The sequence below is a fragment of the Bogoriella caseilytica genome, assembly GCF_003752405.1.
GTDB lineage: Bacteria > Actinomycetota > Actinomycetes > Actinomycetales > Actinomycetaceae > Allobogoriella > Allobogoriella caseilytica.
The window spans coordinates 2,908,914-2,930,084 of the sequence record NZ_RKHK01000001.1 but is presented as its reverse complement, the minus strand read 5'-3'; the positions used below and the strand labels follow the sequence as shown (position 1 = coordinate 2,930,084).

Annotated in this window: 14 protein-coding genes and 3 rRNA genes; 2 read left to right on the top strand and 15 right to left on the bottom strand. The window is 66.3% G+C overall.

The window, feature by feature from the left end:
* Nucleotides 1–6: 6 nt before the first annotated feature.
* The 15 genes from EDD31_RS13135 to EDD31_RS13070 form a co-directional block, all read right to left on the bottom strand.
* Complete coding sequence (locus tag EDD31_RS13135; protein ID WP_245991208.1) at nt 7–621, bottom strand: NUDIX domain-containing protein; 615 nt, start codon at nt 619–621, stop codon at nt 7–9.
* A 55-nt stretch (nt 622–676) separates the two neighbouring features.
* Complete coding sequence (locus tag EDD31_RS13130) at nt 677–2,401, bottom strand: CTP synthase (RefSeq protein ID WP_123304547.1); 1,725 nt, start codon at nt 2,399–2,401, stop codon at nt 677–679.
* Entirely contained in the window at nt 2,398–3,357 is a 960-nt protein-coding gene (locus tag EDD31_RS13125; RefSeq protein ID WP_123304546.1) for a copper transporter, read from the bottom strand. The genes EDD31_RS13130 and EDD31_RS13125 overlap by 4 nt, the downstream gene beginning before the upstream one ends.
* Nucleotides 3,354–4,541, bottom strand: a complete 1,188-nt coding sequence (steA, locus tag EDD31_RS13120; protein ID WP_123304545.1) for a putative cytokinetic ring protein SteA — start codon at nt 4,539–4,541, stop codon at nt 3,354–3,356. The genes EDD31_RS13125 and steA overlap by 4 nt, the downstream gene beginning before the upstream one ends.
* Before the next feature lie 4 nt (nt 4,542–4,545).
* Nucleotides 4,546–6,279, bottom strand: coding sequence for a DNA repair protein RecN (gene recN / locus EDD31_RS13115; protein WP_123304544.1), 1,734 nt, complete (start codon nt 6,277–6,279; stop codon nt 4,546–4,548).
* Complete coding sequence (locus tag EDD31_RS13110) at nt 6,276–7,112, bottom strand: NAD kinase (RefSeq protein WP_123304543.1); 837 nt, start codon at nt 7,110–7,112, stop codon at nt 6,276–6,278. The genes recN and EDD31_RS13110 overlap by 4 nt, the downstream gene beginning before the upstream one ends.
* Entirely contained in the window at nt 7,109–7,930 is an 822-nt protein-coding gene (locus EDD31_RS13105) for a TlyA family RNA methyltransferase (RefSeq protein ID WP_123304542.1), read from the bottom strand. Before EDD31_RS13105 ends, EDD31_RS13110 begins: the two co-directional genes overlap by 4 nt.
* Before the next feature lie 9 nt (nt 7,931–7,939).
* Nucleotides 7,940–8,092: a hypothetical protein gene (locus tag EDD31_RS14820; protein ID WP_170163129.1), complete on the bottom strand. Its 153-nt coding sequence runs from the start codon at nt 8,090–8,092 to the stop codon at nt 7,940–7,942.
* A 10-nt stretch (nt 8,093–8,102) separates the two neighbouring features.
* On the bottom strand, nt 8,103–9,167 hold the full coding sequence (locus EDD31_RS13100; RefSeq protein WP_123304541.1) for an HAD-IIA family hydrolase: 1,065 nt from the start codon (nt 9,165–9,167) through the stop codon (nt 8,103–8,105).
* Nucleotides 9,164–9,883 carry a hypothetical protein gene (locus tag EDD31_RS13095; protein ID WP_123304540.1) on the bottom strand — a complete coding sequence of 240 codons (720 nt, stop codon included), beginning with the start codon at nt 9,881–9,883 and terminating at the stop codon, nt 9,164–9,166. The genes EDD31_RS13100 and EDD31_RS13095 overlap by 4 nt, the downstream gene beginning before the upstream one ends.
* 530 nt (nt 9,884–10,413) lie before the next feature.
* Nucleotides 10,414–10,532 (bottom strand): 5S ribosomal RNA (gene rrf, locus EDD31_RS13090).
* Nucleotides 10,533–10,743: 211 nt separating this feature from the next.
* Nucleotides 10,744–13,871, bottom strand: a 23S ribosomal RNA gene (locus EDD31_RS13085).
* A gap of 392 nt (nt 13,872–14,263) precedes the next feature.
* Nucleotides 14,264–15,794 (bottom strand): 16S ribosomal RNA (locus EDD31_RS13080).
* Together the 16S, 23S and 5S rRNA genes form the textbook arrangement of a ribosomal RNA operon.
* Before the next feature lie 559 nt (nt 15,795–16,353).
* Entirely contained in the window at nt 16,354–17,616 is a 1,263-nt protein-coding gene (tyrS, locus tag EDD31_RS13075) for a tyrosine--tRNA ligase (RefSeq protein WP_123304539.1), read from the bottom strand.
* A 73-nt stretch (nt 17,617–17,689) separates the two neighbouring features.
* Nucleotides 17,690–18,922 carry an arginine deiminase gene (locus EDD31_RS13070; protein WP_123304538.1) on the bottom strand — a complete coding sequence of 411 codons (1,233 nt, stop codon included), beginning with the start codon at nt 18,920–18,922 and terminating at the stop codon, nt 17,690–17,692.
* Nucleotides 18,923–19,034: 112 nt separating this feature from the next.
* On the opposite strand from EDD31_RS13070, the gene argH reads away from it, so the two are divergent.
* The gene (gene argH / locus EDD31_RS13065) at nt 19,035–20,528 is read left to right on the top strand and encodes an argininosuccinate lyase (protein WP_123304537.1); all 1,494 of its coding nucleotides are present in this window, start codon (nt 19,035–19,037) and stop codon (nt 20,526–20,528) included.
* Complete coding sequence (locus tag EDD31_RS13060; protein ID WP_123304536.1) at nt 20,525–21,145, top strand: DNA-3-methyladenine glycosylase; 621 nt, start codon at nt 20,525–20,527, stop codon at nt 21,143–21,145. The genes argH and EDD31_RS13060 overlap by 4 nt, the downstream gene beginning before the upstream one ends.
* Nucleotides 21,146–21,171 lie beyond the last annotated feature (26 nt).

Here is a 21,171-nt window from a genome sequence, read left to right as displayed (position 1 = left end):
GAGAGGTCACTGCAGCCAGGTGGCCTCGACCGAGCGCAGTCCTGCCCACTTCTTGCTCCGCGCCGAGGCCGCGGCCAGGATCCCGATGACGGCAGACGGATTGTGGATGCGACCGGCGTGTACGGCCGCCACCGCCTCATCGAGCGGAACCCAGCAGGAGATCATTTCTGCCTCCTCCTCAACTCGCGTGTGCCGCTCCGGCTCGGGTACCTCGGCCACCTCGCGGGCGAGGTAGATCCGCAGTGACTCGTTCGAGGCTCCCGGTGAGGTGAAGTAATCGGTGAGCACATCCCAGCGCGACGCGGTGAGATCAGCCTCTTCGGCGAGTTCGCGCTGGGCAGCGGCCAGTGGGGCCTCCCCCGCCACGTCAAGAAGCCCGGCCGGCACCTCCCACAGCGCGGCGCGGACCGGATGGCGATACTGCCGGATCAGCAGCACCTCCGGCGCGCCCGATGGCTCGCGCAACGCGACGATCGCGACCGCCCCGGGATGATCGACGAAGTCGCGGCGGATCACGACATCGTCGTCCAGGCGGACCTCCTCGCGCACCAGATCGAAGATCGCGCTCTGGTAGAGGCGCTCGGAGGTGAGCACCTCACGTTCGAGCTTGGCGTCCGTCACCTGGGCCCGGCACCTGGTGCCCGCGGTGCCATCCCCCCTCACGCTCACCACAGGCCTAGTCGTCGAGATCGAGCAGACGCGTGGAACGCTGACGGTCCAAGGCGGCGCCCACCAGGCCGGCGAAGAGCGGATGTGCGCGGGTCGGCCGTGACTTGAACTCCGGGTGTGCCTGGGTGCCCACGTAGTACGGGTGCTGCTCACGATCGAACTCCACGTACTCCACCAACGAGGAGTCCGGAGAGCGACCCGAGATCCGCAGTCCAGCCCCGTGCAGCGCGTCACGGTAGGCGTTGTTCACCTCATAGCGGTGGCGGTGACGCTCGCTGACCCGGGTGGCTCCGCCGTAGATCTCGGAGATCAAGGAGCCCTCCTCGAGCACCGCGTCGTAGCGGCCCAGGCGCATCGTGCCGCCCAGATCGCCACCACCGCCGACGATGGCAAGCTGCTCGGCCATGGTCGCCACCACCGGGTCGGGCGTCTCAGGATGGAACTCCGAGGAGCTGGCCTGCTCCAGGCCCAGCAGGGTCCGGGCGGCCTCGATCACCATCGCCTGCAGGCCGAGGCAGATGCCCAGGGTCGGGATCTGGTTCTCGCGGGCGTGACGCAGTGCCCCGAGCTTGCCGTCGATGCCGCGCACGCCGAAGCCACCGGGCACCAGGACACCGTCGATATCGGCCAGGGCCTTGCGGGCGCCCTCGGGGGTCTCGCAGTCATCCGAGGCAACCCAGCGGATGTGCACCTTCACCCGGTGGTGGAAGCCGCCGGCGCGCAGCGCCTCGGTGACCGAGAGGTAGGCATCCGGAAGATCCACATACTTGCCCACCAGCGCGATCTCGACCTCGGCCTTGGGGTGGCGGACGCGCTGCAGCAGGGCGTCCCACTCGGTCCAGTCGACATCGCGGAAACTCATCCCCAAGCGCCGCACCACGTAGGCATCGAGCCCTTCCCGGTGGAGTACCGCAGGGATCTCGTAGATGGAGGAAGCGTCCGCAGCGGTGACCACGGCCTCCCGGTCGACGTCGCACATCGCGGCGATCTTGTGCTTGACACCTTCGGGGAGTTCACGGTCCGAACGGCACACCACCGCATCGGGCTGGATGCCGATGGAGCGCAGCGCGGCCACGGAATGCTGCGTCGGCTTGGTCTTCAGCTCGCCGGCTGCGCCGAGGTAGGGCACCAGCGAGACATGCAGGAAGAAGACGTTGTCCCGACCGATGTCTTGACGGACCTGCCGGGCGGCCTCGAGGAAGGGCTGGGACTCGATGTCACCGACCGTGCCGCCGATCTCGGTGATGATGACGTCGGGCGCTTCCTCGCCGTCGGCCGGTTCGGCCTGGGCCCGCATACGGGCCTTGATCTCGTCGGTGATGTGCGGGATGACCTGGACGGTGTCACCGAGATACTCGCCGCGGCGTTCCTTGGCGATCACCGTGGAGTAGACCTGCCCGGTGGTGGCGTTGGCCTTGCCGGAGAGCTCGGCGTCCAGGAAGCGCTCATAGTGGCCGATGTCGAGGTCGGTCTCCGCGCCGTCCTCGGTGACGAAGACCTCGCCGTGCTGGAACGGGTTCATCGTTCCCGGATCGACATTGATGTACGGGTCGAGCTTCTGCATCACCACCCGCAAGCCCCGAGAACGGAGAAGACGACCCAGGCTCGAGGCGCTGAGGCCCTTGCCGAGCGAAGATGCCACTCCACCAGTCACGAAGATCTGGCGGGGTACTGATGCCTGGTTCCCGGGCAGCCGGGTCGAAGATGTGACCACGGATTTTGAGGCTATCACTCGTCAGCCTCCGGCAGGCCATCAACGAGAAACTCGGGCAGCGGGCGCTCTGCGTCGTCCCTCACGCCGTAGTGACCACCCTCGCCCTGGGCTTCCGCGGCCACGGCCAGCGGGACCGTCACGCTTGCTGTCATCACACCGAGCGAATCGACAGTGCTCAGCGCGCCGCCGAGCTCGTCACGGACCGCGGTGACTGGATCGTGCTCTCCGCTACCGAGACCGGCGAACACCACATCGGTCACCTCAGCCGCACCCTGAGCGAGAAGAACGTAGGCGCGCAGCACATCCGCAGCGGTCTCGTCCTCACCCGGCGTGGGGTCACTCGAGCCAATGAGCACCACGGCTTCCGCCGGTGCCTCAGGAGCCTCACCCACGTCAATCAGTGGTGTGCCGGCGCCTTCGAGGAGCTCGAGGAGGACCTCGGCGTCCTCGCTGAGTTCCTCCGCGCCGTCCGGGTCGGTCAGGGCCGCGGCCAGCGCGCTGCCCAGGACGAGACTGGAGCCGGCATCGTCCGCGGGCTCCGGATCGATGTACCCGGCGAGCTGCCCGGCCAGGGACTGCCGGAAGGAGTGGACCTGTGGGTCCGACCAGGACTCCGTGAGGCTCACTTCCGCGGTGACCGATGCGCCGGCGAGTTCCAGGTGCTCGCGAATGCTCTCGACATCACCCGGCAGCGCCTCAGGGAGCAGGACCAGCGCCACCCGCTGGTTGCTGAGGGTGCCGGGGAGCAGCGCCCCGGAAGCCTCGGTGAGGAAGGTGTCGCGCTCGGCCAGGAGCTCCTCGGCGTCGGCGAGCTCGGCGCGGAGTTGCTCCCGGTCGGCGCGGAGCTCCTCCGTCTGACCGGTCAGGGTCTGCTCGACGACGTCACGCAGTGGACCGGCGCCCAGCACCAGGCCCACCGTGAGTGCGAGGAAGACGGCGATCAGGGAAACCAGGTGGTAACGGAAGTCGATCATGTCGAACCTTCGGACTCGGTGGACTGGTCGGGCCAGTCGATCAATGACGTCAGCAGTGGTGCCGCGCCTGTGGCCAGGGCGGCCCCGGCGAGGGCCAGGAGGGCGGCCACAATCAGCATCAGGATCGCGGCGGTGGAGATCCGCGGCTTGACCAGATGCGCCGCGGCGGAGGCCGGCACCACCACGCCCCCGGCACGCAGCCGGGTGAGGAAGGTCGAGGCAGTCTCGGCCAAGCCTGCGTCGAGGAGCTCATCGAGGGTGTGAGCGGCTCCAGCGATGACGATGGTCTGCGCGCCGGCGTCCGCGGCCAGCAGAATCGCCGCGTCCAGCGCGGTGCCGTGAGCGGGAAGCACGTGGTGGTCGAGGCCCAGCGCCTTGACACGCTCGCGGCCCGGGATGTCCTCCCCCTGGGAGAGCAGCACCACGTCACCCGCGCGCTTCAGTGCTTCGACGGAGACGCCGCCCAGGTCACCGAGCGCCACATCCGGGCGCCTGCGTGTGGCGTGGAGCACCTCGGCTCCGTCGTCCACCCCGATCACCACGGGCCGGTGCTCACGCTCATAGCGTTGGAGTTCCCGCAGCTCTCGGGCGCCACCCACGCCGCCGGCGACGATCAGCACAGGACGACCAGCCAGGCGTGTGGTGAGTGACGGGAGGTCATCTGCCACGGGCTCCACACGGAGCAGCACATCCTGGTCGCGATGCAGGTAGTCGGCCACCGTGGCTGCGAAGGCATCGAGCCGGGTCGCGGTACCGCTCTGCGCCCGGGTGAGCGATTCCTGAACAGACTCCGGAGTCTGCACCGTGCCCTCGGCGACGAGCGCGCCGCTGGAGTCGCGCACCTCTGCGCCCAGCAGCGTGAGCTCATGACCGTCCTTGACAGCCATGATGTCGCGGCCGAGATCGTCGATGAGGGGGATCCCCGCGTCGACCAGGATGCGCGCTCCCTGATGTGGGTAGCGGCCGGTGAGCGTGGGCGAGGCATTCAGCACCGCTCCTGGCTTCCGGGCAAGCAGAGCCTGAGCGGTCTCGCGGTCGAGATCTTCCTGGTCGATGACCGCGATGTCGCCCGGCTTCAGCGTGGCGTGGAGGTCACGCGTCCGAGCATCGACGCGAGCCGGGCCGCGGAGGGCGGATTCACGGCGCGCGCGTCGTCCCTGGCGGCGACTGGGGTCTGGTGGCACGGGCTCATGCTCGCACGCGGGCCTGCTCGATCAGCTCAGCGGCATGCCGGAGTGCCGTGTCGGATTCCTCATGCCCGGAGAGCATCCGGGCCAGTTCTCGCACCCGATCCTCCTCCTCGACCGCCCGCACCTCCGTGACGGTCTCGTGGTCGTCGGAGTGTTTCGCCACCACCAGGTGACGCTCGGCGAAGGCGGCGACCTGGGCGAGGTGAGTGACCACGACCACCTGGACGGTCTCGGCGAGCCGGGCGAGTCGGCGACCGACCTCCACAGCGGCGCGCCCGCCCACGCCCGCATCGACTTCGTCGAAGACGAAGGTGGCGCGTTCCTCGCTTCCGGCGCCCGCGTGGCTGGATGATGCCGGGCCGCCGGACAGGCGAGTGCTCTGAGCGAGGGCCACCTCCAGGGCGAGCATGACCCGGGAGAGCTCACCGCCGGAAGCGCCCTGGCCGAGGGGGCGCGGCGGCGCGCCGGGGTGGGCGCTGAGCAGAAGCTCCACATCCTCGCCGCCATGCGGGCCGGGCGTCTCCCGAGGGGTCAGCTGGACAGTGAGGTGCGCACCTCCCATGGCGAGGCCGTGCAACTCGGCATCCACGGCCGCTTCGAGCCGCTGAGCGATGGCTTCACGCGATGCCGTGAGTTCGGCGGCCGCGGACTGCAGCTGCTGCTGCGCCAGCGCTGCGGCAGCCTGGAGGCGCTCTGCGGTGTCCTCCGGGGCCTCGAGGTCGGTCAGCCGGGGGCGCGCCTCCTCGGCCCAGGCCAAGGCGGCATCCACGCTGCCGTGGCTGCGTGCGAGGTCCGCGAGGGCCGCGCGGCGCTGATGCACCTGCGCGAGCCGCTCCGGATCGGCGTCGAGGTCCGCGAGGTAGCTGCCGAGTTCTGCGGCGACATCCGAGACCAGGTAGGAGGCCTCGCCGAGTCGCTCGGCCCATCCCGCCAGGGCGGGGTCATGGACGGCGGCCTGGTCGAGGCTGCGCCGCGCGCGCCCGAGCAGGCCGGTGACCGTGGCGGCCTCGTCCTCGCCGGTACTCAGGGCGTGCGCCTGCGCAGCGGCCTCGCGCAGGTCCTCCACGTTCGTTCGGCGCATGGCTTCGGCGCGCAATGCGTCGTCTTCCCCAGGTTCAGGAGACAGCGCCTCAATGCGGTCGAGTTCGGCGCGCAAGGTGGCGGCTTCGGCCTCGCGTGCTCCGACAGTCTCCTGCCAGGTGGCGAGCTCCTCCTCGGCATGGCGCGCCACCCGGAAGGCCGTACGGAAGGCCTCGAGCAGGGCGGCGTGCTCGGGGCCGCCAGCCTCATCGACCACGGTGCGCTGCCGCGCCGGGGACCGCAGGCGACCCTGATCTGCCTGACCATGGACGGTGACCAGTTCGGCGCCGATCTCCCGCAGGACGGCGCGCGGCACGGTGCGGCCTCCCAGGTGTGCGCGCGCACGACCGGTCGAGGGCAGCACCCGGGTGATGATGAGGACGCCGTCCTCGACGCTGGCACCTGCCTCGGCTGCGCGCGCGGCCGCAGGGCCTTCAGCCGCCACGCTCAGCTCCCCTTCCACCACGGCGCGCTCGGCACCGCGACGGATGAGAGCAGGCTCGCCCGCGGCGCCGAGCAGCATGGCAAGGGAGGAAAGGACCATCGTCTTTCCTGCGCCGGTCTCTCCGGTGATGACGGTCAGCCCCGGGCTCAGCTCGAGATCGGCGGCAGCGATGACGCCAAGGTTCTCGATGTGCAGGCGTTCGATCATGCGCGCCGCCCGCGCCAGCCGGTCACCGGGAGGTCGAACTTGGCCACCAGACGGCCAGAGAACGGAGTTCGGTTCAAGCGGGCCAACCGCACCGGCTGACTCCCCCGGCGCACGATGAGCCGGGAACCGGCCGGGACCTCGAAGCGACGACGGCCGTCGCACCACAACACGGCGTCCGCGGCAGGTGCTGCGAGCAGTTCGACCTCGAGCGTGGAGGCGGGCCCGACGACCATGGGGCGAGCGAAGAGCGCGTGCGCCGCGAGCGGAACCATGAGCATCGCCTCGACGTCGGGCCACACGATCGGCCCCCCTCCCGAGAAGGCGTAGGCGGTGGAGCCGGTGGGTGTGGCAAGGATCAGCCCGTCGCAACCGAAGCTCGAGAGTGCCGAGCCGTCCACGCCGATGGTGATCTCCACCATCCGGCCCTGTTCGCCCTTCTCCATGGCGGCCTCGTTCAACGCCCATCCCTGATTGACACTGCCGTCAGGGGCCACCACGCTCACCTCGAGCGTCATGCGCTCCTCAACGTGATAGTCACGATCGACCGCGCGCCGGACCACATCGGGGAGCGCCTCCGGTTCCGCCTCGGCGAGGAAGCCCACATGCCCGAGGTTCACCCCGAGCAGTGGCACGCCCCGGTCATGGGCGAACTCAGCCGCACCAAGAATGGTGCCGTCACCGCCGAGGACCATGACGAGTTCGACGTCGTCCTCGGTCGCGACGTCGTGGATGACCTCGATGCCCTGTTCGGTGAGTGCGGCAGTGACACTCTCGGCAGCGTGGACGGCAGCGGGGCGAGAGAAGTGGGAGACCACGAGGATGCGACGCGTCATGACGTGATCTCCCTGCTGGTGGCGTGCTCGATGGCGGCGCTGAGCTCCGCCTCATCCAGTGCGCGGGGATGATCGCGGCGCATGGCGAGGAAGTACTCGACGTTTCCGGCCGGACCGGGGAGCGGTGAGGGCGTGACCGCCCACACCCCCAGCCCCATGGCCGCCGCGGCCGTGGCGACGGTGCGGATCGCGCCGGCGCGCAGGTCCGGTTCGCGGACCACGCCGCCGGGCCCGACCCGGTCCTTGCCGACCTCGAACTGCGGCTTGACCATGAGGAAGAGGTCGGCGTCCGGAGCAGCCGTCGCCACCAGAGCGGGCAGGACGAGGGTCAGTGAGATGAAAGAGAGGTCGCCGACGACAAGCTCGGGCGGCGCACCAACCTGATCGGCGCTCAGGGTGCGCACATTGGTTCGCTCCAGCACCGTCACGCGTGGGTCGGTGCGCAGGCGCCAGGCGAGCTGGCCATAGCCGACGTCCACCGCAATCACCTCGCTGGCGCCTCGGCGGAGCAGTACGTCGGTGAAACCCCCCGTGGAGGCGCCAGCGTCCAGGCACCGGCGCCCGCGGACCGTGGGCGCGTCGTCCCCCAGTGCGTCCAGGGCACCCGCGAGCTTGTGCGCACCGCGCGAGACGTAGTCATCGGCGGCGTCCTCGCGTACCTGCAGCGCCTGGGCCGGGTTCACCTGCCGTGCGGGCTTCGTCACGGCTTGCCCATCGAGCAGTACCTGACCCGCCGTGAGGAGTTCGGCCGCGTGGGCGCGGGAGCGGGCCATCCCGCGCCGGACGAGTTCCGCGTCGATCCTGGTGAGGCGAGCCACGTGTGCCTCCTAGTTCTCGGTCTCGCGCAGTCGCTGGGCAAGGTGATCGTGGATCTCCTCGAAAGCCTGGGCGCGTTCCGCCAGGGGCAGCTCGGCGATGTGGTCGAGCTGTCGGAGGGGGCCCTCGGCTGAGGGCTCCCGGGGCTCTGGAATCGCTGACACGCTGGCCAGGCTATCGCGGAGCGGAGATGCGCAGCTCAGGCAGCGCGGCTGAGTCGATCGGTGCGCCCGCATCGGCGGCCGACCAGGCGGCTGATGCCAGGCAGCGGTAGTCATCCATTGTCAGATCCGCGGACTCCAGCGGGAGATCGGAGCCGTCGGAACGGAGCTCGAGCGCGCCGTTCACCGAGCGGGCGGCTGATCCCCCACAAGTCCACCAGCCGGCCTCCTCCCGGGGTGCCGGATGGGGTCCGCTGAGAGCGCGGAGATCGGTTCCGAGATAGCTGGGCCGATGATCCGGCGGAGCGAGGAGCACGGCGCGCGCACGGTCCACGCCGGTCAGCACGTGCAGCGCCGGGAATCCTGCCGCCCGTGCGCCCGCGATATCGGTGTCGAGCCGGTCACCGCACACCACCGGGTTGCGGCCCCCCACTCGTTGCAGTGCCTGATGGAAGATCCCGGGAGCGGGCTTTCCTGCGGTGCGCGGGGTCACGCCGGTCGCATTGACCACCGCGGCCACCAGGGAGCCATTGCCGATCATCAAGCCCCGCTCTCGCGGAACGGTGGCATCGAGATTCGGCGCAAAGTACGTGGCGCCGGCCCGGACCGCCAGTGCCGCCTCGGACAACTCAGGCCACCCGATGTCGAGGGCGAGTCCCTGGACGACGGCCGCCGGATGATCCTCCGCGCTGTCCACCACCGTCAAGCCGGTCTCGGAGGTCGCTTCCCGGAGGCCGGGCCCACCGACCACAAGCACTCGGCTTCCGGCAGGAAGCTCCTCGCTCATCAAGCCGGCAATGGCCAGCGCCGAGGTGGTCACCTCACCGGCGCGGGCGGGAATGCCGACCGCCTGAAGCTCGTCTGCGACGGCCGCCGGTGAACGCGAGGCGTTGTTCGTGAGGTATCCGTGACGCACGCCCGTCGCGCTGAGGTCGGTCAGCGCCGCAGCCGCGTGTGGAACGGCACTGTGGCCCAGCAGGAGCACGCCGTCGATATCGAACAGGGCGACATCGTGGGCCTCGGCCAGTGGCGCCACGCTCTCCAGTAGTGCCGCAGGTGCGCCGTCAGATCCGGTCACCGGATATCGTCCTCGTCCTCGGATTCGAGGAAGACGATCTCGTCCTCAGAGGCAGCAGTGGCCGCCGGCTGCTGCGGGCGCACAGCCTTGGCCTCCTCGGTGCGGCCGAGCTCCTCGAGTCGGTCCGCGCGCACACCGTGGAATCGGTCGAGCTGCTCCGCGTTCAGGGCCTTGGTGCGGATCCGGTCCAGCAGCGCGAGACCGGCCTCTGAGGCGCCACGGTCGGCATGCGCACCACTGGCGATGAGAATGAGCTCCAGCCGCGTCTCGAGATCGAGGGTGGAGGTGTCGGTGTCCTTGATGACGTCGAGGGCGTCATCCGGGCGTTGCAGCCCGCGCAGACAGTCCGCCTCGAGGTGGCGTAGGTCCTGGCGCCCGCTCATGCGGCGAAGAGCCCGCAGTTCCCGCAACGCCTCGGCGAAACGCCCGGTGCGGTAGGCGGCGATACCCACCGCCTCACGGACCACGTCGACACGCGCTGCCCGGGAGAAGGCGGCCTTCGCATGGGTGTACGCCGCTTCCGGCTCTTCATCGAGCAACTGGCCTGCCATGACGAGGTGCCGGGCCGTGGCTTCGGCGTTTCCCTCCCCCAGCCCGCGCAACGCACGCTGCACCTCACGGTCGAGCATGGACGCCGTGATCTCGTCCGGGATCTCCGGCCCGGGATCGCGGCGCGGGCGATCATCCTGGCGCCGATCATCCTGGCGACCGCGCACCTGCGCCGGACGCTCGCCGCGTTCGCTACCGGACCCACCGGATCCGCGAGAGCCCGCGCCTGGGGTGCGCCATGAGTCGGGCCGCCTCGACGGCTGGTACCCGCGCCTGTCACCTGAGCGGCGTTCGTTGTTCATGCGGGACGGTCCTCTCACTGTTCAGAAATCCGACTGCACGATCGACACCCCGGCAGCTTCCCTCCATCGTAGTCAGGTGAGCAGACCGCTCATGGCGGAGCCTGACCAGAACTACCGGTTCAGGCTCTCCTCGAGACGTGACAGCGCCAGGTCCCGAGAAACCGGAGAACTCCGGCAGGACAGCAGCCTGGCGATAGGACGAGGGAGCTCCAACCCGCCCCGCGGGCTCGCCGGCGCTCGACAGAACACGGATACCCGTACAAGGCGCCGCCGCGGAGACACTCATGTACGCGTCAAAGCGACACATTTGACCACAATCGTGTGTCGTCACCAAGAATGTGCCTGGGAATGGCGAGAGCCCCGACCGTGGGGTCGGGGCTCTCGCTGTAAGTGAAGTTCGGCGGCGTCCTGCTCTCCCACACCGTCTCCAGTGCAGTACCATCGGCGCTGAGGGGCTTAACTACCAGGTTCGGAATGGATACTGGGTGTTTCCCGCCTCGCTATGACCACCGAAACAGATTTCGGGCTTTTTTGGCCGCTACGGCTGTCAACTCCGTGTCAACACTTCACCTGGGCGTCCGGGCCACGTGGTGTGTGTGTGGTCTGGATGCTTGGTGTGTGTTGTCGGTGTTGTGCCGGGGTGTGTTGCCCGGGAACCGTACAGTGGACGCGTGCGTTTTTCGCAGATTCGTTCTCGTTAGTGTTGCCTTACCACAATGGGTGTTGGTGGTAAGTCTTCGGCCAATTAGTACCGGTCAGCTCCACACCTTGCGGTGCTTCCACATCCGGCCTATCAACCCAGTGGTCTGCTGGGGGCCTCTCCCCACAATGTGGGATGGAAACCTCATCTTGAAGCAGGCTTCCCGCTTAGATGCTTTCAGCGGTTATCCCTTCCGAACGTAGCCAACCAGCCACGCACCTGGCGGTACGACTGGCACACCAGAGGTTCGTCCGTCCCGGTCCTCTCGTACTAGGGACAGCCCTTCTCAAGTTTCCTGCGCGCGCAGCGGATAGGGACCGAACTGTCTCACGACGTTCTAAACCCAGCTCGCGTGCCGCTTTAATGGGCGAACAGCCCAACCCTTGGGACCAACTCCAGCCCCAGGATGCGACGAGCCGACATCGAGGTGCCAAACCATCCCGTCGATATGGACTCTTGGGGAAGATCAGCCTGTTATCCCCGGGGTACCTTTTATCCGTTGAGCGACCACGCTTCCACAAGCCATGGCCGGATCACTAGTTCCGACTTTCGTCCCTGCTCGACCCGTCAGTCTCGCAGTCAAGCTCCCTTGTGCACTTGCACTCGACACCTGATTGCCAACCAGGCTGAGGGAACCTTTGAGCGCCTCCGTTACTCTTTGGGAGGCAACCGCCCCAGTTAAACTACCCACCAGGCACTGTCCCTGAACCAGATCATGGTCCGAGGTTAGATGCGCAATACGACCAGAGTGGTATTTCAACGATGACTCCACACCCGCTGGCGCGGATGCTTCACAGTCTCCCACCTATCCTACACAAGCCGCATCGAGCACCAATACCAAGCTATAGTAAAGGTCCCGGGGTCTTTCCGTCCTGCTGCGCGAAACGAGCATCTTTACTCGTACTGCAATTTCGCCGAGTTCGTGGTGGAGACAGCGGAGAAGTCGTTACGCCATTCGTGCAGGTCGGAACTTACCCGACAAGGAATTTCGCTACCTTAGGATGGTTATAGTTACCACCGCCGTTTACTGGGGCTTAAATTCACCGCTTCGCCAACCAAAGGCTGGCTAACAGGTCCTCTTAACCTTCCAGCACCGGGCAGGCGTCAGTCCGTATACATCGTCTTGCGACTTCGCACGGACCTGTGTTTTTAGTAAACAGTCGCTTCTCCCTGGTCTCTGCGGCCTACACACCCTAGCCCGTATAGGGCTTCAAGTGGTAGGCCCCCCTTCTCCCGAAGTTACGGGGGCATTTTGCCGAGTTCCTTCACCACGATTCTCTCGATCGCCTTGGCATACTCTGCCTGACCACCTGTGTCGGTTTGGGGTACGGGCGGCTAGGACCTCGCGTCGAGGCTTTTCTCGGCAGCATAGGATCACCCTGCTTCCACCATCAAGTGGTGTCACCATCGGGTCTGACCCTCGTGATCCGCGGATTTGCCTACGGATCGGGCTGCTCCCTTGGACGTACCAAGCCACTAGGTACGCGGTGGCTACCTGTCTGCGTCACCCCTCACGCTTACCTACTACCGGTTCGGGTCCCACGCTCACCAACCACCAGTCTCCCGAAGGAGACAACGGCGGCTGGATCGGGTGGTTAGCATCACCGGGCTCGGTATGGGCGGTCCTTCGCCGGTACGGGAATATCAACCCGTTGTCCATCGACTACGCCTGTCGGCCTCGCCTTAGGTCCCGACTTACCCAGGGCGGATGAGCCTGGCCCTGGAACCCTTGGTCAATCGGCGGACGGGATTCTCACCCGTCATTCGCTACTCATGCCTGCATTCTCACTCGTGCCGTCTCCACCACTAGCTCACGCTGCGGCTTCTTCGTCGGCACGACGCTCCCCTACCCAACCACACCCCTGCACACAACCCCTCAAGGAGGTCGCACGAGGGTATCGCATGGTTGCCACGGCTTCGGCGGTGTGCTTGAGCCCCGCTAAATTGTCGGCGCGGAATCACTTGACCAGTGAGCTATTACGCACTCTTTCAAGGGTGGCTGCTTCTAAGCCAACCTCCTGGTTGTCTTCGCAACTCCACATCCTTTCCCACTTAGCACACGCTTAGGGGCCTTAGCCGGTGATCTGGGCTGTTTCCCTCTCGACTACGAACCTTATCGCCCGCAGTCTCACTGCCACGCTCTACCCTGCTGGCATTCGGAGTTTGGTTGACGTCAGTAACCGGGTTGGGCCCATCGGCCATCCAGTAGCTCTACCTCCAGCAGGAAACACGCGACGCTGCACCTAAATGCATTTCGGGGAGAACCAGCTATCACGGAGTTTGATTGGCCTTTCACCCCTACCCACAGTTCATCCCCTCAGTTTTCAACCTAAGTGGGTTCGGTCCTCCACACGCTCTTACACGTGCTTCAACCTGACCATGGGTAGATCACTCCGCTTCGGGTCTAGAACGCGCGACTCAATCGCCCTCTTCGGACTCGCTTTCGCTACGGCTTCCCCACACGGGTTAACCTCGCCACGCGCCACTAACTCGCAGGCTCATTCTTCAAAAGGCACGCCATCACCCCAACTAGGGAGGCTCTGACGGATTGTAAGCGCACGGTTTCAGGTACTATTTCACTCCCCTCCCGGGGTACTTTTCACCTTTCCCTCACGGTACTTGTCCGCTATCGGTCACCAGGTAGTATTTAGGCTTACACAGTGGTCTGTGCAGATTCACACCGGATTTCACGGGCCCGGTGCTACTCGGGTGCCCCACCAAAGGCGCGCGCGATGTTTCGTCTACGGGACTATCACCCACTACGGTCCAGCTTCCCAGCCAGTTCGACTACACCACGACACATCACCTCACCGATCTCGGCAGAGATCAGTCGATAAGGTCCCACAACCCCGCACACGCAACGCCTGCCGGCTTGTCCACGCATACGGTTTAGCCTGATCCGCTTTCGCTCGCCACTACTCACGGAATATCTCTTCCTGCGGGTACTGAGATGTTTCACTTCCCCGCGTTCCCTCTACACACCCTATACATTCAGATGCGAGTGACCCCACATGACTGAGGCCGGGTTCCCCCATTCGGACACCCTCGGATCACAGCTCGTTTGCCAGCTCCCCGAGGCTTATCGCAGGCTACAACGTCCTTCTTCGGCTCCTGGTGCCAAGGCATCCACCGAACGCTCTTAATAACTTACAACCAAGACAAAAAAATCGAAAAGAATCAGCTAAAACTCGAAACAAAACACACAAACCAAAGGCTCATGTCAATTTTTGTTTCAGATGCTCGCGTCCACTGTACAGTTCTCAAACAACACACCAACACCGTCCCCCACCACCACAACGGCAGCAAGGACCCGGGCGGCCTCACGAAGAAACCCCCAACACCCCACCAGCCCCCCATCAGAGAGACCGTCGAAGCGCCAGGCCTGTTCCCTCAGGACCCAACAGCATGCCATCCCACCACCCACCAGTCATACAAACCGGCAGACAACAGGAACGCTTCTTTGATGTTCCACCCATGAGCACCACCACAACTCACAACCCGCATCATGCAGGCCGCTACCACGTGGTGTATCAAATGCTCCTTAGAAAGGAGGTGATCCAGCCGCACCTTCCGGTACGGCTACCTTGTTACGACTTCGTCCCAATCGCCAGTCCCACCTTCGACCACTCCCCCCGGAAGAACCGGTTGGGCCATGAGCTTCGGGTGTTACCGACTTTCGTGACGTGACGGGCGGTGTGTACAAGGCCCGAGAACGTATTCACCGCAGCGTTGCTGATCTGCGATTACTAGCGACTCCGACTTCACAGGGTCGAGTTGCAGACCCTGATCCGAACTGAGACCGGCTTTTTGGGATTCGCTCCACCTCGCGGTATCGCAGCCCTTTGTACCGGCCATTGTAGCATGCGTGAAGCCCAAGACATAAGGGGCATGATGATTTGACGTCATCCCCACCTTCCTCCGAGTTGACCCCGGCAGTCTCCCATGAGTCCCCACCACTACGTGCTGGCAACACAGGACAAGGGTTGCGCTCGTTGCGGGACTTAACCCAACATCTCACGACACGAGCTGACGACAACCATGCACCACCTGTAACCCGGCCCGTAAAGGCACACCCATCTCTGAATGCTTCCAGGTTATGTCAAGCCTTGGTAAGGTTCTTCGCGTTGCATCGAATTAATCCGCATGCTCCGCCGCTTGTGCGGGCCCCCGTCAATTCCTTTGAGTTTTAGCCTTGCGGCCGTACTCCCCAGGCGGGGCACTTAATGCGTTAGCTACGGCGCGGACTCCGTGGAAACAGACCCCACACCTAGTGCCCAACGTTTACGGCATGGACTACCAGGGTATCTAATCCTGTTCGCTCCCCATGCTTTCGCTCCTCAGCGTCAGTAACGGCCCAGAGACCTGCCTTCGCCATCGGTGTTCCTCCTGATATCTGCGCATTCCACCGCTACACCAGGAATTCCAGTCTCCCCTACCGCACTCTAGCCTGCCCGTACCCACTGCAGGCCCGGGGTTGAGCCCCGGGTTTTCACAGCAGACGCGACAAGCCGCCTACGAGCTCTTTACGCCCAATAATTCCGGACAACGCTTGCGCCCTACGTATTACCGCGGCTGCTGGCACGTAGTTAGCCGGCGCTTCTTCTGCAGGTACCCTCACCCGAAGGCTTGTTCCCTACTGAAAGAGGTTTACAACCCGAAGGCCGTCATCCCTCACGCGGCGTCGCTGCATCAGGCTTGCGCCCATTGTGCAATATTCCCCACTGCTGCCTCCCGTAGGAGTCTGGGCCGTGTCTCAGTCCCAGTGTGGCCGGACACCCTCTCAGGCCGGCTACCCGTCGTCGCCTTGGTAGGCCTTCACCCCACCAACAAGCTGATAGGCCGCGAGCCCATCCCCAACCGCATCAAGCTTTCCACCCACACACCATGCGGAGGTAGGTCGTATCCGGTATTAGACGCCGTTTCCAGCGCTTATCCCGAAGTCAGGGGCAGGTTACTCACGTGTTACTCACCCGTTCGCCACTAATCCACCCAGCAAGCTGGGCATCATCGTTCGACTTGCATGTGTTAAGCACGCCGCCAGCGTTCGTCCTGAGCCAGGATCAAACTCTCCGAATAATAAAACACCACAAACCCCCAAAAGAGAGCCTGCGCATCTTCAATACGAAGAACAAACCCAGCTCAACACACCACACCCGAAACGAGGCCGGGCACGGCGCATCAAACCAAAAAACACGAACACCCACCAAAGCAGATGAACGCGCACAAAAAATTGGCATCAAAAAAACTTGGCACACTGTTGAGTTCTCAAGAAACAGACACACACCGATGCACCAGGGTTTAACCCTGGCACATCCGGGGAAGTCTTCCAGCGTCTGAGCAAGGCCGACATCCTGCCGGTTCTCAGTCCTGGGGTGTTCGCTCGGGACCGTCCTGGAGCATCTCAGCTCTTGTCCGTGCCTCCCTGGCGACAAGGAAGACATTACGGCTCGGCACCCACGCCGTCAACTCCAGGTCCGAGACCCTTTCTCGCCTCTGTGGGCGCTTCTCGATGCTCTGACCTGCGGCGATACCCCCAGACGCAGCATGTGATGCTCTGCGGCGGGCGCACGTCACGTTGTTGAGACGTGACGCACAGCGGGCGCCCCGGAGGGCTCGCGGCGCCCGCTGGCCACGTCTACTGCACCGCCACGACCGCGAGATTCCGCCGTCCTTTGCGCAGGAGCGCAACGTTGCCCGGGAGAACATCCTCTGCGGCGAGGATCCGCTCGTCATCCTCGACCTTCTCGTTGTTGAGGTACACACCGCCGGAGCCCAGGGTCCGCTTGGCGGCATTGCGTCCCTTCTCCAACCCGGTGGCCACCAGCAAGTCCGCCACCGCGCTCTGCCCGACAGTGCCCGGTGCCGACGGGAGCTCGGCCACCGCATCACCCAGCGTGGTGGCGTCGAGCTCGCGGAGCTCCTCCCGTCCGAAGAGCGCCTGGGAGGCCTGCCGAACTCTCTCGGTGGCCTCGGCGCCATGCACCAGCGTGGTGACGTCCTCAGCGAGTGCGCGCTGCGCGGCTCGTGCCTGGGGACGGTCCACCACCGCCTGCTCGAGTTCGGCGATCTCCCCTCGGCTCCGGAACGTGAAGACCTTGAGGTAGCGCACCACGTCTGCGTCGTCGGTGTTGAGCCAGAACTGGTAGAAGGCGTACGGACTCATCATGTCCGGCGCGAGCCAGACCGCACCGCCCTCGGTCTTGCCGAACTTGGTCCCGTCCGCCTTGGTGATCAACGGTGTGGTGAGGGCATGAGCGGCGTGGCCATCCGCCTTGCGGATCAGCTCGACGCCCGCGAGGAGATTGCCCCACTGGTCGTTGCCCCCGGTCTGCAGCGTGCAGTCCTTCCGGCGATGCAGTTCCAGGTAGTCCATCCCTTGCAGCACCTGGTAGCTGAACTCGGTGAAGGAGATGCCCTCGGCTGAGCTCAGACGCCGAGCGACGATGTCCTTGGAGAGCATGGTCCCCAGGCGAAAGTGCTTGCCGACCTCGCGCAGGAAGTCGATGGTCGAGAGGCTCTCGGTCCAGTCGAGGTTGTTGACCAGTTCCGCTGCCGCTGGGCCCTCGAAGTCGAGGAAGCGTTCGATCTGGCCGCGCAGGCGCTCGGTCCACTCGGCCACCGTCTCCCGGCTGTTCAGGGTCCGCTCCCCGGACTCCCTCGGGTCGCCGATCATCCCGGTAGCACCACCGACCAGGGCCAGCGGCCGGTGTCCCGCGTTCTGGAGGTGACGCATGAGGACGAGCTGGACGAGGTGACCGTGGTGCAGGCTCGGAGCGGTGGGGTCGAAGCCGGCGTAGTAAGTGACCGGCCCCTGGGTGAGCGCCTCACGTAACGCATCGATGTCGGTGGACTGGGCTACCAGTCCCCGCCATTGGAGCTCGTCGAGAATGTCAGTCACTACTCGGTCCTTTCCTCCGGGGCCCGGGGTGGGCCGCAGACTAGTGTGCCGCGCATCGACGGCAGCCGGGCACTCATGTCGCATCGCGTACCACCGGGCAGCTCATACAACGTGGGCCGCCACGGCCTCGGCCCAGCTCCGCGCCGGGCATCTCGATGACCTCGATGCCGGACTCGCGCAGGTAGGCGTTCGAGGTGGGAGTGCGGTCGTAGGTGATCACCGCGCCCGGCGCGATCGCCAGGGCGTTGCACCCGTCGTCCCACTGTTCGCGTGCCGCGGAGTGCACATCCTGCTGCGCGGTCAGGATGCGCAGCCCGTCCACCCCCAGGGCATCCGCAATGGCATGGTGCGCGCGCCCCGGTCGGTGATCGGCGATGTCGAGCTCGACCTGCTCGCCGCTGCCGCGCGGGGTGATCGTGTAGGACGGCAGATCCCCCAGGCCGGCGTACTCGATGAAGGATCGTTCATCGACCATCGTCATGACCGTGTCGAGATGCATGAACTCGCGGGCACCCGGCAAGTGCAGAGCAACCATGCGGTCGGCCGATCCGGCCGCGAAGAGTCGCTGGGCTAGACGTTCCACACCCTGCGGTGTCGTGCGCTCGCTCATGCCCACCAGGACGGCGCCGTCGCCGAGCACCAGCACGTCCCCGCCCTCGACGGTCGCCGCAGCGTCGTCCAGCGCATCCGACCATCGCTGGAAGGCGCGACCGGCAAAGCGCGGATGCCATCGGTAGATCGCCTCGTAGGTATAGGCCTCCCGGATGCGCGCCGGCATCCGCATCGAGTTCACCGCGACGCCGTCGTAGACCCAGCAGGAGGCATCGCGGGTGAAGAGGTGGTTGGGCAGTGGGGCGAGCACCAGGTGATCCATGCCGAGGGTGTGCAGCACCACCGACGGCGGTTCGTCGGTGAGCTCGAGCAGTTCACGCTTGGTCAGCCCTCCGATGATCAGCTCCGCGAGAGCTGCATCGTCCATCCGGTCCGCCACCTCGCGCAGGACTGGAGCCAGCGCAGGGCCATGGATCCGCTCATCGGTGGCGCGGTCAATGAGGAAGGACCGAGCTTCGGCGTGGGAGAGCGTTTCGCGCAGCAGCTGGTCCAGGTGCAACACCGTCACGCCGTGCTCGACCAGCGCGCCGGAGAAACGGTCGTGTTCCTCCTGAGCGCGGTGCACCCAGATCAGGTCGTCGAAGAGCAGATCGTCTTTGGTCTGCGGGGTCAGGCGCAGCAACTCCACGCCCGGGCGGTGCACGATGACCTCGCGGAGGCGGCCCACCTCCGAGCCAACAAAGGGGTTCGGCATGCCGCCAGCCTGCCATGACCCTGGCCACATCCCTGAGCGCACACCGCCCCGGACGTCAGTTCTCCCCCGCCTGGGTTGGCTGACGGGGCCCTGGACACGGCAAGATCAGAGCATGACGACACCCGCAGCCGACGGCACCACCGCATCAGCGAACCTCAGCCTCTGGGGCGGGCGGTTCTCCGGCGGGCCCGCCGACGCACTCACCGAGCTCTCGCGTTCGACGCACTTCGACTGGCGCCTGGCGCAGTACGACGTCGCCGGCTCCCGGGCGCACGCGCGAGTGCTCCACCGCGCCGGCCTCCTGAGCGAGGCGGAGCTCGACGGCATGATCGCCGCGCTCGACCGGCTCTCAGCGGATGTGGCCTCCGGGGAGTTCGCTCCTCAGCCCCAGGACGAGGACGTGCACACCGCCCTGGAGCGCGGGCTGATCGACCGGGCTGGCCCTGATCTGGGTGGGAAGCTACGGGCAGGTCGCTCACGCAATGACCAGATCGCCACGCTGGTGCGGATGTATCTGCGCGACCAGGCCCTGCGCATCGCGGGCGGGGTGCTCGACGTGGTCGAGGCCCTGTGCGAGCAGGCGGCTGCCCATCCCGAGGCCGCAATGCCCGGGCGCACCCACCTGCAGCACGCCCAGCCGGTGTTGCTGGGCCATCATCTGCTGGCCCACGCCTGGCCCCTGTTGCGCGACGTCGATCGGCTCCGTGACTGGGACGCCCGCGCAGCGCTCTCCCCCTACGGCTCCGGAGCACTGGCCGGCTCGTCATTGGGGCTGGACCCGGCGGTCGTGGCTGAGGAACTCGGGTTCGATGGGCCGGTGCCCAACTCGATCGACGGCACCGCCGCGCGAGACGTGGTGGTTGAGTTCGGTTTCGTGACCGCGATGATCGCCGTCGACCTCTCCCGGATCTCCGAGGAGATCATCCTGTGGGCTACCAAGGAGTTCGGGTTCGTCACCCTCGACGATGCCTTCTCCACGGGCAGTTCGATCATGCCGCAGAAGAAGAACCCCGATGTCGCTGAGCTGGCCCGCGGCAAAGCCGGTCGTCTGATCGGCGACCTCACCGGACTGCTCGCCACGCTCAAAGGCCTCCCCCTGGCGTACAACCGGGATCTGCAGGAGGACAAGGAGCCGGTCTTCGACGCCTGTGACACGCTCGAGGTCTTGTTGCCGGCGGTTGCCGGCATGGTGGCCACGCTGACCTTCCACCCGGAGCGGATGGCCGAACTCGCTCCGCAGGGCTTCTCCCTGGCCACCGACATCGCCGAGTGGTTGGTGCGTGAAGGCGTGCCCTTCCGCGAGGCCCACGAGGTCGCCGGGGAATGCGTGCGGCAGTGCGAGGCCCAGGGCAAGGAGCTGCACGAGCTCACCGACTCCGAGCTCGCCTCCATCTCCCCCGCGCTGAGCCCGCAGGTGCGCGAGGTGCTGACCGTCAGCGGCTCGCTGGCATCGCGCGACGCCGTGGGCGGCACCGCCCCCGTTCGGGTGGCCGAGCAGCTCGAGCAGGCCCGGACGGAGCTGGAGCGCTGGCGTGCCGGCATCGCCGCCATGCGTCCGCGCGCCGGTGGCGCCGGAGTCAGCGACGTGGACGACGCTGCGGAATGACCCTGGCCGGCGCCCTCGCCCGGGAGGCCGTGGAGGTTGCTCCGCGACTGCTCGGAGCACTGTTCCGGGTGCGGAGCGAGGACGGTGAGGTCGCGGTACGGATCACCGAGACCGAGGCCTACGCCGGCGCGGGTGATCCCGGCTCCCACGCCTCGCGGGGCATGACGCCCCGCACCGCCACGATGTTCGGGCCGCCGGGCACCCTCTATGTCTACTTCAGCTACGGGATGCACTGGTGCACGAACGTCGTCTGCGCGCCCGACGGCGTCGCCTCGGCGGTGCTGCTGCGCGGCGCCGAGGTGATCGCGGGGCACGAGCTCGCCCGGTCGCGCCGTGCCGCGGCGCGCACCGACCGCGACCTGGCCCGCGGACCGGCGCGATTGAGTCAGGCGCTGGGCCTCGGCGGCTCGGACGACGCTCTCGCCCTGACCGCAGGTGGCCGGGCGGAGTTGGAGCTCACCGGGCGCCCCGTGCCTGCCAGCGAGATCCGCACCGGGCCGCGCGTGGGTGTCTCCGGCCCCGGTGGTGAGGGCGATCGCTTCCCGTGGCGCTTCTGGCTCGATGGCGAGCCGACCGTCTCGGTCTATCGCCCGGCCGTGACGCGCGGGCGCCGCTGAGCGCACGTCCCCGTGCGCCCAGAACT